Raw genomic sequence first — 13925 nt, 5'->3', positions numbered from 1 at the left:
TGGGCATGGCACTATCTGGGTGAATGGCGATATTCGCTATATTGCCATGCAGTTCAGTAGGTTAGAAGCATTCCTGGGGGCCGGTCTCACGGATTCAGGCTCTTGATTAAGAAGGAGCGCCCCATAAATGTTATTCCTTCCAAACTTGGGTATAAAAATGGGAGCAGCATAGCTCCAGTACCTTAAGTCAAGGTTGCTGTTTGGCTCAAAAGCAGCAATAGCTTCATTTGTATAGGCAGGCTTTTCGAGGAACGCGACAGACCCTACAGTCAGCTTGAAAGAAAATAGCATGCTGCCAGCCGGGACCAACTTCCCTCCTCGATCCTTTACGGCCAAGTTGCTAATTTTAGACTTGGTGTCATTCACATTTGACACATTCAAGTCCGCAATGGTGACCCACAAGTTGTCGCCATCATAGTATTCGTCTTTTCCTGATGATGGCGTCCACCCAACGGAAAACGGCACATGCCAAGCAATCTTTTGAACTTGCCAGTGTGCCGGCACCTCGCCCAGCCACTCGACGCCGGAGTCCTTGTACTCGGGGTATTGCGGAAAGCTCATGCCGACAGCTCCTCGATCATCTGCTTGATCCGGTCGGTGCAGGCCTTGAGGTCGGCGTCGATGGCCTCCAGCGGGCGCGGCGGCTCGAAGGTGTAGAAGTGCCGGTTGAACGGGATCTCGAAACCGACGATGCCGATGCGGCCGTCCAGCTCGTCGCGCTTGTCCTCGTCGATCCAGGCGTCGGGCACGTGGGGAGTCACCTCGCGCGCAAAGTAGTCGAATACCGACTCGTCCAGCGGCACGTTCTCGTTGTCACGCAGGCCGCTGTCGGGCTCCGGGTTGCCCTTCTTGTCGGTGCAGATGTCGGCTTCACTGTCGCGCTCGGACAGGGCATTGAGGACGGCCTTGAGGACCGGGGCGCCGACCTTGAGGCCGGTGGGCTTCAGCGCGGCCTTCAGGTCCTTGGTGAAGGCGTCCCGGTTGGTGTAGCGGCTCTCGGCGTTCAGGGTGGCGCAGGCGGCCTTGACTGCCTCGCGCTCGGCCTCCGGAAGCTTCTGGAGCGGCTTCTCGTCATCGAGCCGGGCCAGGCGCTCGGGGCTCGCCTGGAAGTTGAGGCGCAGCGGGCGCTCGACGGTGATGCGCCGGTAGCCGAAGGCCTCCACCGGGAAGATCTTGCTCTCCTCGGTTTCCTGGAAGGCGCCGTAGCAGCGTACGATCTCGTCGATGTCGCGGTCGGTCACGTACTGGCGCTTGCTGCCCAGCGACTTGCGCATCTTGGTGTAGCGCTCGGTGGCGTTGATCAGCTGGACCTTGCCGCGGCGCTCGGCCGGCTTGTGGTTGGAGAGCACCCACACGTAGGTGGCGATGCCGGTGTTGTAGAACATGTCCGTGGGCAGGGCGACGATCGCCTCGACCAGGTCGTGCTGCAGCAGGTAGCGGCGGATCTCGGACTCGCCGCTGCCGGCCCCGCCGGTGAACAAGGGCGAGCCGTTGAGGATGATGCCGATCCGCGAGCCGCCGTCCTTGGGGCGGCGCATCTTGCTGACCAGATGCATCAAAAACAGCAGCGAGCCGTCGGAGACGCGCGGCAGGCCCGGACCGAAGCGGCCGTCGTAGCCCTTCTGCTTGTGCTCGTCGGTGACCTGCTTCTGGACCTTCTTCCACTCGACCCCGAACGGCGGGTTGGCGAGCATGAAGTCGAAGCGCTCGGCGGGCAGCTGGTCGTCGGAGAGGGTGTTGCCGAGCTTGATCTGGGCCACGTCCTGGCCCTTGATCAGCATGTCCGCCTTGCAGATGGCGTAGGACTCCGGGTTCAGCTCCTGGCCGTGCAGCGACACCGTGACGTTCTCGCTGACCTGCTGGATGTACTCGTCGCTCTCGGAGAGGAAGCCGCCGGTGCCCGCCGTGGGGTCGTAGACGGTGGCGATGCGGTGCGGGCGCAGGGTCTCGTCCTGGCCGGTCAGCACCAGCGAGGTGGTCAGGTGCACGATGTCGCGAGGCGTGAAGTGCTCACCGGCGGTCTCGTTGGAGCTCTCGGCGAACTTGCGGATCAGCTCCTCGAAGATCACCCCCATGCCGTAGTTGCTGATCCGCGCCGGGCTCAGGTCGATGCTGGCGACCCTCTGTACCACCTGATAGAGCAGGTCGTTGGCGGCCAGCTGCTGGACGAAGTCCTCGAAGTGGAAGTGATCGAAGATCTCGCGGGCATCCTGGCTGAACGCCTGCACGTAGCTCATCAGGTCGTCGGCGGTCTGGGTATCCGAGAGGGTGCCCAACGTCAGTGGCGAGGCGTTGAAGAACTGCTGCTCGGCCGCGCGCAGCAGCAGCTTCTCGCGCACCGCCTCGGGCTTGGTCTGGTGCTCCTGGGCCGCGGCCAGCACGGCCGCCTTGGTCGGCGCCAGCACGCACTCCAGACGCCGCAGCAGGGTGAACGGCAGGATCACCCGCCCATACTGGGACTGCTTGAAATCGCCGCGCAGCAGGTCCGCGACGGACCAGATGAAGGCGGCCGTCTGAGAATGGCTTTCGATGCTCACTGACTGTTCCCCGGTATTGATGCAGATACCTTGCTGTAACGCCATGATACAGGGCCAAGGCTGCTTAACGGCAAGCCGGCTAACCGGCCTCGGGAGCCCAGGGCACCACCGCAGGTGCTGCGGTTATTCTATGAATCCAGGCTTCACGACGATCGAGCGCTTCGATTGGGAAGGGGCGCTGTACATGGAAGACACGCGACATGACTGCCCCCGAGCGGCGCTTCGTTGCCCTGGGGCTGGTTGGCCAGCGTATTCATGTGGTGTGTTTCACGCCGATAGACGGCGGGATTCGGGTCATCAGTTTTCGCAAAGCCAATGCACGAGAGGTAAGGCGCCATGAGCAAGCGACTGACGGATAAGGACGGTGAAGTCAGGGAGCTGACCGACGAGGACGTTAAGCAGATGCGTTCCATGTCTGATGTGCTGCCTGTCGATCTCCAGCGCACCATTCGGCAACGGGGGCAGCGTGGCCTACAACATGCCCCGACCAAGGTGAAGATCACTCTGCGGCTGTCGCCTGATGTGGTGGAGCACTTCAAGGCTCAGGGGCCGGGCTGGCAACGCCGGATCGACCAAGCGCTACGCGAGTACATCAGGGAGCATGGCCAGGCGTAGGGTCCCGCGAAGAAGTGGCTCGAATCCTATAGGGCGGGCCAGATAGATACAGGAAGGGCCTGCGAGCAATCGCAGGCCCTTCTTCTTTTGTCGCCTCCCCGCCGTCACCACTCTGGTAACCACACTGCGCAATCCTAAAAACCGTTGGCAGCTTCGATGCCAGTCTTTTTCAGGCTGAGCGACGCGTGCGAAACTTCTATGAAGTAAAGGTAATCAATAGCTTTAGGTAATCGGAAAATGATCCTGCCAATCGACGGTACTTGAGCGATGCGATGATCTTCGCAGCCGTCATGCAGATTCGTATATCACTGGCCAAAAGGGAGCCAGGGTCGCAATTCGCCGTGCGGGAAAGGATGTCTCGGAGGCAGGGTTGCCGGTGGGAGTATGCGATAAAGAAAGCCCGGCCCCCCTGGGCTGGGGCCGGGCTTTCCTCAAGCGCTTCGAGCGCCGCCTTCCTTGCTTACCTTTCGCAGGCTTCCAGCCCGCGCGTCCCTGGTGCTACCGCGAACATCCTGTCCGCGCATCCTTGGCTACCTGAGCCATCCTGGCCCGTTCTTCCCTGAGTTGGGCTTCCTGCCCAACGGGGCTCATCTTGCCAAAGCCAACTTGGTCTCTACATAACCTGCGTTATGCTTATTTGTAGGATATTGACTACAAAACCCTGGAAATAGCCGCATCCCGTCCGTGGCTGGTGCAAGAGGGTTTCTGGATCGTGAATCCCCTATCCTCGCCTGCGCGGTTTCCGCTTATGCCGCGCAGGCGGTGTCGCGCTCGTGCATGACGGTGGGTGTATCGACGGGGCGGGCAGCCAACGCGGGCGCCGCCCCTTCCTGCGGTTCGGCTACCGGCGTCGTGGTGAACCGCGACACGTAGTCGTCGAGCCGCTCGGACTGCTGATACAGCGCGTGGGCGGCGGTGACGGCGTGCTGGGCGAGGTCGGCGTTGTTGCGCGTGGTCTCGTCGATCTCGGCGATCGCCCGGTGGATCTCGCCGATGCCGTGGCTCTGTTCCCGCGAGCCCTGGGCGATTGCCTCGAGCCGCGAGGTGATGCGCTGGCCCACGCTCTCGACCTCTTCCATGGTGCTGCCCGCTGTCTCGATGCGCCGGGTGCCGCGGTCCACGAAGGTGTGGGTGTCCTCGATCAGGCGGCGAATGTCGCCGGCCGCCGAACCGCAGCGCTGGGCCAGGTTGCGCACCTCGCCGGCCACCACCGCGAATCCGCGGCCCCGCTCGCCGGCACGCGCCGCTTCCACCGAGGCGTTCAGTGCCAGCAGGTTGGTCTGGAAGGCGATGTCGTCGATCATCGCGATGATCGTGAAGGCCTGGTCCGAGCGCTGCGTGGCCTCGTGCATCGCGGCGATCGCCTCGCGGGTCTGCTGTCCGCCCTGTTCGATGACCTGCACGGCCTGCCGGGACAGCGCGAGCCCCTGTTCGGCATGGGCAGTGTTGCTGTCGACCGTGGTGGTCAGCGCCTGCATGCTCGCCGTGGTCTGCTGGACGGCACCGGCCTGGCGTTCGGCCCGGGTAGCGAGGGCGTCGCTGGTTTCCGCCAGGGCGCCGGCGCTGTCGCGGACGCCGTCGCTGCTCGCCGCCATCGTGGTCACCGTCTGGCGCAGCGCTGCCTGCATCCGGTCCAGCGCGTCGAACAGGCGACCGATCTCGTCGGGGCGGCCGGTCTCGACCGGGGTGGCCAGTTCGCCGTCGGCGATGCGCTCGAAGTGCTGCCGGGCCTGGGTCAGGCGGCGGAACAGGGCGCGTTGCATGGCGATGAAGCTCAGCCCGACCAGCAGCATGGCCAGGCCCAGCGTGGCGGGCATGCCCAGGCGCATCCACGTCACGCTGCGGGCCATGTCCGCCGCCGCGCGGGCTCCGTGGCCTCTGGCGTAACCGGTGAGCTGCTGCAGGGCGTCATCCAGCCGGCCGGTCAGCCGGTTGGCCGTCAGCTTGGCCTGGGTATAGGCCGCCATGTCCCAGGCGTCGAGGGCGGTGAAGGAAGGCTTGATGCCCTCGGCGATCAGCGCCTGGAAGGCCTGTTGCGTGGTCTCGAGCAGCGCCTTCTCGTCGCCGCTCGCCGCAGTGGCGTCGAAATGCGCCAGTGCCGCCTTCGCTCGGGTGAGCTCGGCCTCGGCCTTGTCCCAGGCCTGCTGCGACTGCTTGACCTTGAGGCGGTTGTAGAGGGTCTGGAAGGTGTCGAGCTGCAGGCGCGTGCTCATCAGGGCGCCGTAGGCGCGCTCGGCGGCGCCGATCTGGTGGACGTTCAGGCGGTCGAGGGTGTCGAAGGAGGTCTTGGCGCGCTCGGCGGCGCCGATCTGGTGGACGTTCAGGCGGTCGAGGGTGTCGAAGGAGGTCTTGGCGCGGCTCAGCGCGACGTAGCCGGCGCCGCCGACCAGCATGAGCAGCAGCGTGAAGAGCAGCAGCATGCCGATCATGCCGGTGCGCAACGTCATCGTTTTCATGGTGTTCCTACCCTGCGTCGGTGCGGCTCTGGTGGCCGTTTCAAGGAAGCCGGCCTCGAGCCGGCGCCGGACGGTGGCGCCGAGTATGTAAGAAACAGGTAACAGAACGATGACAGGGCGGGCCGGACGCGGCGTCCGGCCCGGTGCGGCGGTTCAGGGCGCCGTGACGGCGGGCAGCCAGAACGCCAGCGCGAGCAGGGCGGCCAGCAGTACCGGCGGGGTGATGATCAGCCCCACCTTCATGTACTGGCCCCAGCCGATGCGATAGCCCTTGCCGGCCAGCACGTGCAGCCACAGCAGGGTGGCCAGGCTGCCGATGGGCGTGAACTTGGGCCCCAGGTCGTTGCCGATGACGTTGGCGTAGACCATCAGCTCCCGGGTGGTGTCCGATACCGCCGCCTGGTCGATGGCCAACGCGCCCACCAGGGTCGAGGGCATGTTGTTCATCAGCGAGGCGAGCAGTGCCGAGAGGAAACCGGTGCCCACGGTCGCCACCAGCTCGCCCTGGCCGCCGAGCCAGCTGAGTACCCGCGATGCGCCGGCGGTGAGCCAGGCGTTGCCCAACCCGTAGACCACCAGGTACATCCCCAGCGAGAACAGCACGATCTGCCAGGGCGCGTTGCGCAGTACCCGGCCGAGGGGGATGACGTGGGCATGGCCCGGCGTGAACCAGCGTCCGGCGATGGCGATCAGCACCAGGGCCGCTGTGCCCATGATCACGGAAAATGGCAGCTGCCAGCGGGTGGTCAGGAACAGCGCGACCAGCAGCACGGCCAGCAGCGGGAAGGCCGCACGGAAGACCTGCCGGTCGCGGATCGCCTGCGCCGGGGCCTCGAGCCGTTCGACGTCGTAGGTCCGGGGGATCTCGCGGCGAAAGTACCCGCCCAGCACCAGCAGGGTGGCGGCCAGCGAGACCAGGTCGACCGGTACCATCACCTGGGCGTAGCGCGTGAAGCCGACCGCGAAGAAGTTGGCGCTGACGATGTTGACCAGGTTCGAGATGACCAGCGGCAGGCTGGTCGAGTCGGCGACGAAGCCGGTGGCGATGATGAAGGCCAGCGCGGCGCCGGTGCTGAACTCGAGCCGTGCCAGGATGGCGACGACGATCGGCGTCAGCAGCAGCGCTGTGCCGTCGTTGGCGAACACCGCCGAGATCAGCGCCCCGAGCACCACGATCAGCGGGAACAGCCGGCGCCCCCGGCCGTTGCCCCAGCGGGCGATGTGCAGCGCCGCCCAGGCGAAGAATCCGGCCTCGTCGAGGATCAGCGAGATGATGATCAGCGCCACGAAGGTGAAGGTGGCATCCCAGACGATGTGCCAGACGATGCCCACATCGGCCCAGTCGACGACCCCGGTGGCCAGGGCTACCGCGGCGCCGCCCAGTGCACTCCAGCCGATGCCCAGCCCCCGGGGCTGCCAGATGACCAGCACCAGCGTGATCAGAAAGATGGCGAAAGCCAGCATGCGTGTCTCCGGGGAATCAGGGGGCGGGAGAATGGCGCACGACCTCCCCATCCTCCTTGGTGAAAGTCGCCACGGGGCCGGGCAGCAGCTCGAGGACCGTTTCCGACGGCCGGCACAGGCGGGTTCCCTTTTCCGTCACCACGATGGGGCGGTTGATCAGGAGGGGGTGCGCCAGCATGGCGTCGATCAGCTGCTCGTCGGTCAGCGCCGGGTCATCCAGACCCAGTTCGGCGTAGAGCGTGCCCTTGCGGCGCAGCAGTTCCCGCGGGGCCATGCCCATCGCCGCGAGCAGCTCACGCAACTTCGCCCGCGAAGGTGGCGTCTTCAGGTACTCGATGACATGGGGCTCCTCGCCGGACTGGCGCATCATCGCCAGCGTATTGCGCGACGTGCCGCAGTCCGGGTTGTGGTAGATCACGCTGATCATGACGGGGTCTCCGTATCGGTGGGGCAGGCGGGTTGCAGGGCCTCGCACAGCTCGGGGCGGCCGGCGCAGCAGTCGTTGACCAGGAAGCCGAGCGTGTCGCGCATCGCGGCCAGGTCGGCGCGGTAGACGATCGATCGGCTGCGGCGCTGCGCGATCACCAGGCCGGCGCGTGACAGCACGCCCAGGTGGGTGGACAGGGTGTTGTGGGGCACGTCCAGCCGCCGGGCGATCTCGCCGGCGGGCAGGCCGTCCGGTTCATGGCGGACCAGCAGCCGGAAGGCCGCCAGCCGGGTGGGCTGGGAAAGCGCCGTGAAGGTCTTGATGAGGGTTTTATCGTCCATATGTCGAGAATTACAGACATGATGGATAGGCGCAAGGGATGGCGACCAAAGTAATCGCAGTGGGCTTTGACGAGGGCGCAGGGGCCGGCTGGAGAGGAGAGCTATCTGCACTAGCCCGGGGATGGCGGCGTCGATCCGAACCGGCGCGACATTATCGCTGAATGGTGCAAAGAGGCGCGGCCACCGTATCGACGGCGGCCGCGTGCGGAGCTGGGAGGCTAGCGCGTCACGCCGCCGAGTAGGGCACGACCTTCTGGTCGATGGCGCCGAAGAGGCTGTTGCCCTCGCGGTCGAACATCTCGATGCGTACCCGGTCGCCGAAGCGCAGGAAAGGGGTCTTCATCTCGCCGTGGAGGATTTTCTCGACCATGCGCACCTCGGCCAGGCAGCTGTAGCCGACGCCGCCCTCGGCGATCGGCTTGCCGGGGCCGCCGTCCTCGCCGGGGTTGGAGACGGTGCCCGAGCCGATGATCGCGCCGGCCTCGAGACGGCGGGTCCGCGCGGCGTGGGCGACGAGCTGGGGAAAGTTGAAGATCATGTCCGGTCCGGCCTCGGGCTCGCCGAACGTCTCGCCGTTGAGGTGCACGGTCAGCGGCCGATGGACCCGGCCGTCGCGCCAGGCGTCCCCCAGCTCGTCGGGGGTCACGGCGATCGGCGAGAAGCTCGACGCCGGCTTGGCCTGGAAGAAGCCGAAGCCCTTGGCCAGCTCGCCGGGGATCAGGCCGCGCAGGCTGACGTCGTTGACCAGCATGATCAGCTTGATGTGCCCGGCGGCCTGTTCCGGCGTCACCGCCATGGGCACGTCGTCGGTGATCACCGCGATCTCGCCTTCCAGGTCGATGCCGTGCTCCTCGCTGACCGCCTCGATGTCCTCGGTGGGCGCCAGGAAACTGTCGCCGCCGCCCTGGTACATCAGCGGGTCGGTCCAGAAGGTCTCGGGCATCTCGGCGCCACGCGCCTGGCGCACCAGCTGGACGTGATTGAGGTACGCCGAGCCATCGGCCCAGTGGTAGCTGCGCGGCAGCGGCGAATGCAGCGCGCTCATGTCCAGGTCGAAGGCCTCGTCGGCTCGGCCGGCGTTGAGCTCGGCATAGACGGCCTCGAGCCGCGGGGCCAGGGTGTCCCAGTCCTCGATGGCCTGCTGCAGGGTGGCGGCGATCTGCGGCACGCGCACGGCGCGCGTCAGGTCACGGGAGACCACCACCAGTTGGCCGTCGCGGCCATGCTTGAGCGAAGCGAGTTTCATGGGTCGATCCTTGGTTGTCGTCGGGAAGGCGAACTCAGCGTTGTTCCGGGGTGAAGTGCGAGGCCAGCCCCGCCCAGACATCGACGTAGTCGGTCTGGCGGAACGGCGCCTGTCGCGCGGCGGACGTGGTCCGGAAGACGTAGCGGCTTTCGAACATGAACGCCAGGGTATCGCCCTGGTACTGCGGCGCGAGCTCGGCGTGGCTGGCCTTCTCGAACGTCTCGGCGTCGGGCCCGTGGGGCGACATGGCGTTGTGCAGGCTGGCGCCGCCGGGCAGGAAGCCGTCCGCCTTGGCGTCGTACTCGCCGTGGACCAGGCCCATGAACTCGCTCATCAGGTTGCGATGGAAGTAGGGCGGGCGGAAGGTGTCCTCGGCGACCATCCAGCGCGGCGGGAAGATCACGAAGTCGATGTTGGCCGTCCCCGGGGTGTCCGAGGGCGAGGTCAGCACGGTGAAGATCGACGGATCCGGATGGTCGAAGCTGACCGTGTTGAGGGTGTTGAAGCGCGCGAGGTCGTACTTGCAGGGCGCGACATTGCCGTGCCAGGCCACCACGTCGAGCGGCGAGTGCGCAAGGCGCGTCGCCCACAGCCGGCCGGCGAACCGGGCGACGAGCTCGAAGTCACCGTCGATGTCCTCGTAGGCCGCCACCGGGGCCAGGAAGTCGCGCGGATTGGCCAGGCCATTGGCGCCGATCGGCCCCAGGCCGGGCAGCTCGAAGGGCGCGCCGTAGTTCTCGCAGACGTAGCCGCGCGCCGCGGTGGCGTTCTCGAGGCGAACCTGGAACTTGACGCCGCGCGGGATCAGGCCGATCTCGCCGGGCGCGACGAGCAGCTCGCCGAGTTCGGTGCGCAGCCGCAGGGTGCCCTGCTGGGGCACGATCAGCAGCTCGCCGTCGGCGTCATAGAGGAAGCGCTGTTCCATGCTGCGGTTGATGGCGTAGACGTGTACGCCGCAGCCCTGCTGGGCGCTGGCGTCGCCATTGACGGCCAGGGTCAGCAGGCCGTCGATGAAGTCGACACCGCCCTCGGGCAGCGGCCGCGGGTCCCAGCGCATCTGGTTGGGGTCGGCGGCGGCATCCGCCGAGGGCGCCGTGACCCAGTCGCTCTCGGCCAGCGGGCGGTAGGCGCCCTGCACCACCGACGGGCGAATGCGATACAGCCAGCTGCGCAGGTTGCGATGGCGCGGCGCGGTGAACGCCGAGCCCGAGAGCTGCTCGGCGTACAGGCCGTAGGGGCAGCGCTGCGGCGAATTCTGGCCCTCGGGGAGGGCGCCCGGCAGGGCCTCGCTGGCATGGTGGTTGGCGAAACCGCTCTGATAGGAAGGATGAGCAGGGCGCATCGTGGACCTCTCTCGACCGGTCGCGGTGTGACCGTGGGTGTTGTTAGTTTCATTTGAAACTAAATCGTAGAGAGAAGTGGGGGCTGCGGTCAAGGACTGCGTGTGCGAGGCGCGCAATCGAAAACCGCAGGCACCGGGGTGTCATCAAACGAACATCTAATGGTCAGGATTTTGAAACACGGCCACCTTTAAGATCGCCGTCGTCTTTCGAACGACGCATAACCGATAACAATACCTGATCGTTCGGTCAGCGAGTCGCGGTACGGATACCCCGTGTCCGACGACCCCAATCTTTACAGGAGCCTTGCATGTCTCGTTCGCTGTTGACTTCCCCCCGCGCGTGGCGCCGTCCCGCCCTGGGGCTGGCCGGTACCCTGGCCGCGACACTCTTGAGCATGGGCTCGGCCCAGGCCGAAACACAGATCGAATGGTGGCACGCCATGGGTGGCGCGCTCGGCAAGAAGGTCAACGAGATCGCCGCCGACTTCAACGCCAGCCAGGACGAGTACGTCGTCAATCCGGTCTTCAAGGGCAACTACACCGAAACCATGACCTCGGCGATTGCCGCCTTCCGCGCCGGCAAGGCCCCGCAGATCGTGCAGATCTACGAGGTGGGCACCGCGACCATGATGCATGCCAAGGGCGCCATCGTGCCGGTCTACCAGCTGATGGCGGACGCCAACGCCGACTTCGATCCGAACGCCTACCTGCCGGCGGTCGCCGGCTACTACACCACCACCGACGGCAAGATGCTCTCGCTGCCGTTCAACTCCTCCACGCCGGTGACCTACGTCAACCGCGACATCCTCGACAAGGCCGGGGTCGACGAGGTGCCGACGACCTGGCAGGGGCTCGGCAAGGCGCTCGAGAAGGTGGTCGATTCCGGCGCCGCGGAGTGCGGCCTGACCACCACCTGGCCCTCCTGGGTGATGCTCGAGAACTACTCGGCGCGCAACGACATTCCCTTCGCCAGCGAGGCCAACGGCTTCAAGGGGCTGGACGCCCGCCTGCAGTTCAACAAGACCGCGGTGGTCGACCATATCCAGCGTCTCGACCAGTGGCAGGAGGACGGGCGCTTCGTCTACGGCGGCCGCAAGGACGAGGCGGCGCCCAAGTTCTATTCCGGCGAGTGCGCGATGATGATGGGCTCCTCGGCCTCCTACGCCGGGGTGCGTGACAACGCCGACTTCAACTTCGCCGTCGCCCCGCTGCCCTACGACGCCGATGTCGTCGACACCCCCAACAACACCATCATCGGCGGCGCCTCGCTGTGGGTGCTCAACGGCGCCAGCGAGGCGCAGAAGGAAGGCGTCGCGGCGTTCTTCAAGTACCTCTCCTCGCCCGAGGTGCAGGCCGACTGGCACCAGTTCACCGGCTACCTGCCGATCACCACCGCGGCCGCCAAGCTGACCCGCGAGCAGGGGTTCTATGACAAGAACCCGGGCACCGACGTGGCGATCAAGCAGATGACCGGCTCCGCGCCCACCGAGAACTCCAAGGGGCTACGGCTGGGCAACATGGTGCAGATCCGCGACGTGATCAACGAGGCCCTGGAGAAGATCTTCTCCGGCGACGTCAGTCCCCAGGCGGGGCTCGACGAGGCCGCCGAGAAGGGCAATGCACTGCTGGCGAAGTTCCAGCGCGCCAACAGCTGATTGCCCGGCAGGACCGGCCCGCCACCGTGAGCCGGTGGCGGGCCGGCGTGCGTTGCGGAGACCCTGAATGACCCACTTTCAACGTTATCGCTTCACCCCCTGGCTGCTGATGGCGCCGCAGCTGATCATCGTAGGGGTGTTCTTCTTCTGGCCGGCGCTGCAGGCGGTCGAGCAGGCCTTCTATGTCGAGGACGCCTTCGGCCTGTCGCGGCAGTTCGCCGGGCTGGCCAACTTCATCGCCGTGCTGCAGGAGCCCGACTACTACCAGGCCCTAGGCACCACCGTGGTCTTCTCGCTGTCGGTGGCGCTGGGCGCCATGGCCATCGCCCTGCTGCTGGCGGTGCAGGCCGACCGCGTCCTCAAGGGCGCCAACGCCTACAAGACGCTGCTGATCTGGCCCTATGCCGTGGCGCCGGCGGTGGCCGGCGTGCTGTGGCTGTTCCTCTTCGACCCGACCCTGGGGCTGGTGAGTGCCGCGCTCAAGGCGCTGGGCATCGACTGGAACCACAACCTCGACGGCGGTCAGGCGCTGCTGCTGGTGATCCTGGCCTCGATCTGGAAGCAGATGAGCTACAACTTCGTGTTCTTCCTGGCCGGGCTTCAGGCCATCCCCAAGAGCCTGCTGGAGGCGGCCGCCATCGACGGCGCCGGCCCCTGGCGGCGCTTCTGGACGGTGACCTTCCCGCTGCTGTCGCCGACCAGCTTCTTCCTGCTGGTGATGAACAGCGTCTACGCCTTCTTCGAGACCTTCGGCACCATCGACACCGTCACCGGCGGCGGTCCGGGCGGTGCCACCACCACCCTGGTCTACAAGGTCTACCAGGATGGCTTCATCGGCCAGGACCTCGGGGCGAGCGCCGCCCAGTCGGTGCTGCTGATGATCCTCGTGGGTCTGCTGACGCTGATCCAGTTCCGTTTCGTCGAACGTCGAGTCCAGTACTGATGCGCTACCAACGACCCGGGCTGGATCTGGCCAGCCACCTGCTGCTGGCCGTGGGTTGCGGCCTGTTCTTCCTGCCGGTGTGGCTGGCCTTCACCGCCAGCACCCACTCCATGAGCGACCTCTACGCCAACGTCGCGCCGCTGTGGGTGGGCGACGCCGGACTGTCCAACTACGCGCGGCTGATCCACGACCCGGTGGGCGGCCTGGGCACCGACGTGCTGCGGCTGCTCGCCAACTCGATGGTGATGGCGCTGGGCATCGCCGTGGGCAAGATCGCCATCTCCTTGCTGGCCGCCTACGCCATCGTGTTCTTCCGCTTCCCGCTGCGGCGGCTGTGCTTCTGGCTGATCTTCATCACCCTGATGCTGCCGGTGGAGGTGCGCATCCTGCCCACCTACGAGGTGGTCGCCGACCTGCACCTGCTCGACAGCTATCCCGGCCTGATCCTGCCGCTGATCGCCAGCGCCACGGCGACCTTCCTGCTGCGCCAGTTCTACCTGACCATTCCGCCGGAGCTGGTCGAGGCCGCGCGCATCGACGGCGCCGGCCCCTGGCGCTTCCTGCGCGACATCCTGCTGCCGCTGTCGAAGACCAACATCGCCGCGCTGTTCGTGATCATGTTCATCTACGGCTGGAACCAGTACCTGTGGCCGCTGCTGATCACCACCAACGCCGACTACCTGACCGTGGTGGTGAGCCTCAAGCGGCTGCTGACCACCGGCGACGCCCTGGTGCCCTGGCAGGACGTCACGGCCACCGCGATGCTGGCCATGGGGCCGCCGGTGCTGGTGATCCTGCTGATGCAGCGCTACTTCGTCAAAGGCCTGGTCGAGACGGAAAAGTAAGCGGTTACTACGGGTGCGAGGTGCTTTGTACGAAAACCGGCGAGCGCAGGCCGT

13 protein-coding genes are annotated in these 13925 nt (G+C 66.1%); 5 read left to right on the top strand and 8 right to left on the bottom strand.

Going from position 1 to position 13925, the window contains the following annotated elements; all coding sequences use genetic code 11:
* Positions 1–36 precede the first annotated feature (36 nt).
* Positions 37–561 (bottom strand): restriction endonuclease subunit S, encoded by a 525-nt coding sequence (locus ACTCB7_RS07290; protein WP_463006144.1) that lies wholly within the window; start codon positions 559–561, stop codon positions 37–39.
* Positions 558–2537 (bottom strand): type I restriction-modification system subunit M, encoded by a 1980-nt coding sequence (locus tag ACTCB7_RS07285; RefSeq protein WP_463006143.1) that lies wholly within the window; start codon positions 2535–2537, stop codon positions 558–560. The genes ACTCB7_RS07290 and ACTCB7_RS07285 overlap by 4 nt, the downstream gene beginning before the upstream one ends.
* Before the next feature lie 200 nt (positions 2538–2737).
* Between ACTCB7_RS07285 and ACTCB7_RS07280 the strand changes: the two genes are divergently transcribed.
* Both ACTCB7_RS07280 and ACTCB7_RS07275 read left to right on the top strand, forming a co-directional pair.
* Complete coding sequence (locus tag ACTCB7_RS07280) at positions 2738–2896, top strand: BrnT family toxin (protein ID WP_463006142.1); 159 nt, start codon at positions 2738–2740, stop codon at positions 2894–2896.
* Positions 2874–3152, top strand: a complete 279-nt coding sequence (locus tag ACTCB7_RS07275) for a BrnA antitoxin family protein (RefSeq protein WP_463006141.1) — start codon at positions 2874–2876, stop codon at positions 3150–3152. The genes ACTCB7_RS07280 and ACTCB7_RS07275 overlap by 23 nt, the downstream gene beginning before the upstream one ends.
* 746 nt (positions 3153–3898) lie before the next feature.
* On the opposite strand, the gene ACTCB7_RS07270 is transcribed toward ACTCB7_RS07275, so the two are convergent.
* The 6 genes from ACTCB7_RS07270 to hmgA form a co-directional block, all read right to left on the bottom strand.
* The gene (locus ACTCB7_RS07270) at positions 3899–5608 is read right to left on the bottom strand and encodes a methyl-accepting chemotaxis protein (protein WP_463006140.1); all 1710 of its coding nucleotides are present in this window, start codon (positions 5606–5608) and stop codon (positions 3899–3901) included.
* Between the two features lie 153 nt (positions 5609–5761).
* Positions 5762–7072 carry an arsenic transporter gene (locus ACTCB7_RS07265; RefSeq protein ID WP_463006139.1) on the bottom strand — a complete coding sequence of 437 codons (1311 nt, stop codon included), beginning with the start codon at positions 7070–7072 and terminating at the stop codon, positions 5762–5764.
* Between the two features lie 16 nt (positions 7073–7088).
* Entirely contained in the window at positions 7089–7499 is a 411-nt protein-coding gene (arsC, locus tag ACTCB7_RS07260) for an arsenate reductase (glutaredoxin) (RefSeq protein ID WP_463006138.1), read from the bottom strand.
* The gene (locus tag ACTCB7_RS07255) at positions 7496–7840 is read right to left on the bottom strand and encodes an ArsR/SmtB family transcription factor (protein WP_463006137.1); all 345 of its coding nucleotides are present in this window, start codon (positions 7838–7840) and stop codon (positions 7496–7498) included. The genes arsC and ACTCB7_RS07255 overlap by 4 nt, the downstream gene beginning before the upstream one ends.
* Before the next feature lie 226 nt (positions 7841–8066).
* A complete protein-coding gene (locus ACTCB7_RS07250) occupies positions 8067–9086 on the bottom strand; it encodes a fumarylacetoacetate hydrolase family protein (RefSeq protein ID WP_463006136.1) in 1020 nt (339 codons plus the stop codon).
* Between the two features lie 34 nt (positions 9087–9120).
* Positions 9121–10428: a homogentisate 1,2-dioxygenase gene (gene hmgA / locus ACTCB7_RS07245; RefSeq protein WP_463006135.1), complete on the bottom strand. Its 1308-nt coding sequence runs from the start codon at positions 10426–10428 to the stop codon at positions 9121–9123.
* Between the two features lie 308 nt (positions 10429–10736).
* On the opposite strand from hmgA, the gene ugpB reads away from it, so the two are divergent.
* The 3 genes from ugpB to ugpE all read left to right on the top strand — a co-directional run bounded on the left by ugpB (position 10737) and on the right by ugpE (position 13871).
* Positions 10737–12083 (top strand): sn-glycerol-3-phosphate ABC transporter substrate-binding protein UgpB, encoded by a 1347-nt coding sequence (gene ugpB / locus ACTCB7_RS07240; protein ID WP_463006134.1) that lies wholly within the window; start codon positions 10737–10739, stop codon positions 12081–12083.
* Between the two features lie 67 nt (positions 12084–12150).
* Positions 12151–13026: a sn-glycerol-3-phosphate ABC transporter permease UgpA gene (ugpA, locus tag ACTCB7_RS07235; RefSeq protein WP_463006133.1), complete on the top strand. Its 876-nt coding sequence runs from the start codon at positions 12151–12153 to the stop codon at positions 13024–13026.
* The gene (ugpE, locus tag ACTCB7_RS07230) at positions 13026–13871 is read left to right on the top strand and encodes a sn-glycerol-3-phosphate ABC transporter permease UgpE (protein ID WP_463006132.1); all 846 of its coding nucleotides are present in this window, start codon (positions 13026–13028) and stop codon (positions 13869–13871) included. The genes ugpA and ugpE overlap by 1 nt, the downstream gene beginning before the upstream one ends.
* The last annotated feature ends 54 nt before the right edge of the window (positions 13872–13925 follow it).

Source organism: Modicisalibacter sp. (assembly GCF_055145905.1).
This window is presented reverse-complemented; position numbering and strand designations above follow the sequence as displayed.

Bases quoted from the DNA above. Each gene is read 5' to 3' on its own strand.
- ACTCB7_RS07275 (WP_463006141.1), top strand. From the start codon at position 2,874: ATGAGCAAGCGACTGACGGATAAGGACGGTGAAGTCAGGGAGCTGACC.
- ugpA (WP_463006133.1), top strand. From the start codon at position 12,151: ATGACCCACTTTCAACGTTATCGCTTCACCCCCTGGCTGCTGATGGCG.
- ACTCB7_RS07280 (WP_463006142.1), top strand. From the start codon at position 2,738: ATGACTGCCCCCGAGCGGCGCTTCGTTGCCCTGGGGCTGGTTGGCCAG.
- ugpB (WP_463006134.1), top strand. From the start codon at position 10,737: ATGTCTCGTTCGCTGTTGACTTCCCCCCGCGCGTGGCGCCGTCCCGCC.
- arsC (WP_463006138.1), bottom strand. From the start codon at position 7,499: ATGATCAGCGTGATCTACCACAACCCGGACTGCGGCACGTCGCGCAAT.
- ACTCB7_RS07250 (WP_463006136.1), bottom strand. From the start codon at position 9,086: ATGAAACTCGCTTCGCTCAAGCATGGCCGCGACGGCCAACTGGTGGTG.
- ACTCB7_RS07255 (WP_463006137.1), bottom strand. From the start codon at position 7,840: ATGGACGATAAAACCCTCATCAAGACCTTCACGGCGCTTTCCCAGCCC.
- ugpE (WP_463006132.1), top strand. From the start codon at position 13,026: ATGCGCTACCAACGACCCGGGCTGGATCTGGCCAGCCACCTGCTGCTG.
- ACTCB7_RS07290 (WP_463006144.1), bottom strand. From the start codon at position 561: ATGAGCTTTCCGCAATACCCCGAGTACAAGGACTCCGGCGTCGAGTGG.
- hmgA (WP_463006135.1), bottom strand. From the start codon at position 10,428: ATGCGCCCTGCTCATCCTTCCTATCAGAGCGGTTTCGCCAACCACCAT.
- ACTCB7_RS07265 (WP_463006139.1), bottom strand. From the start codon at position 7,072: ATGCTGGCTTTCGCCATCTTTCTGATCACGCTGGTGCTGGTCATCTGG.
- ACTCB7_RS07270 (WP_463006140.1), bottom strand. From the start codon at position 5,608: ATGAAAACGATGACGTTGCGCACCGGCATGATCGGCATGCTGCTGCTC.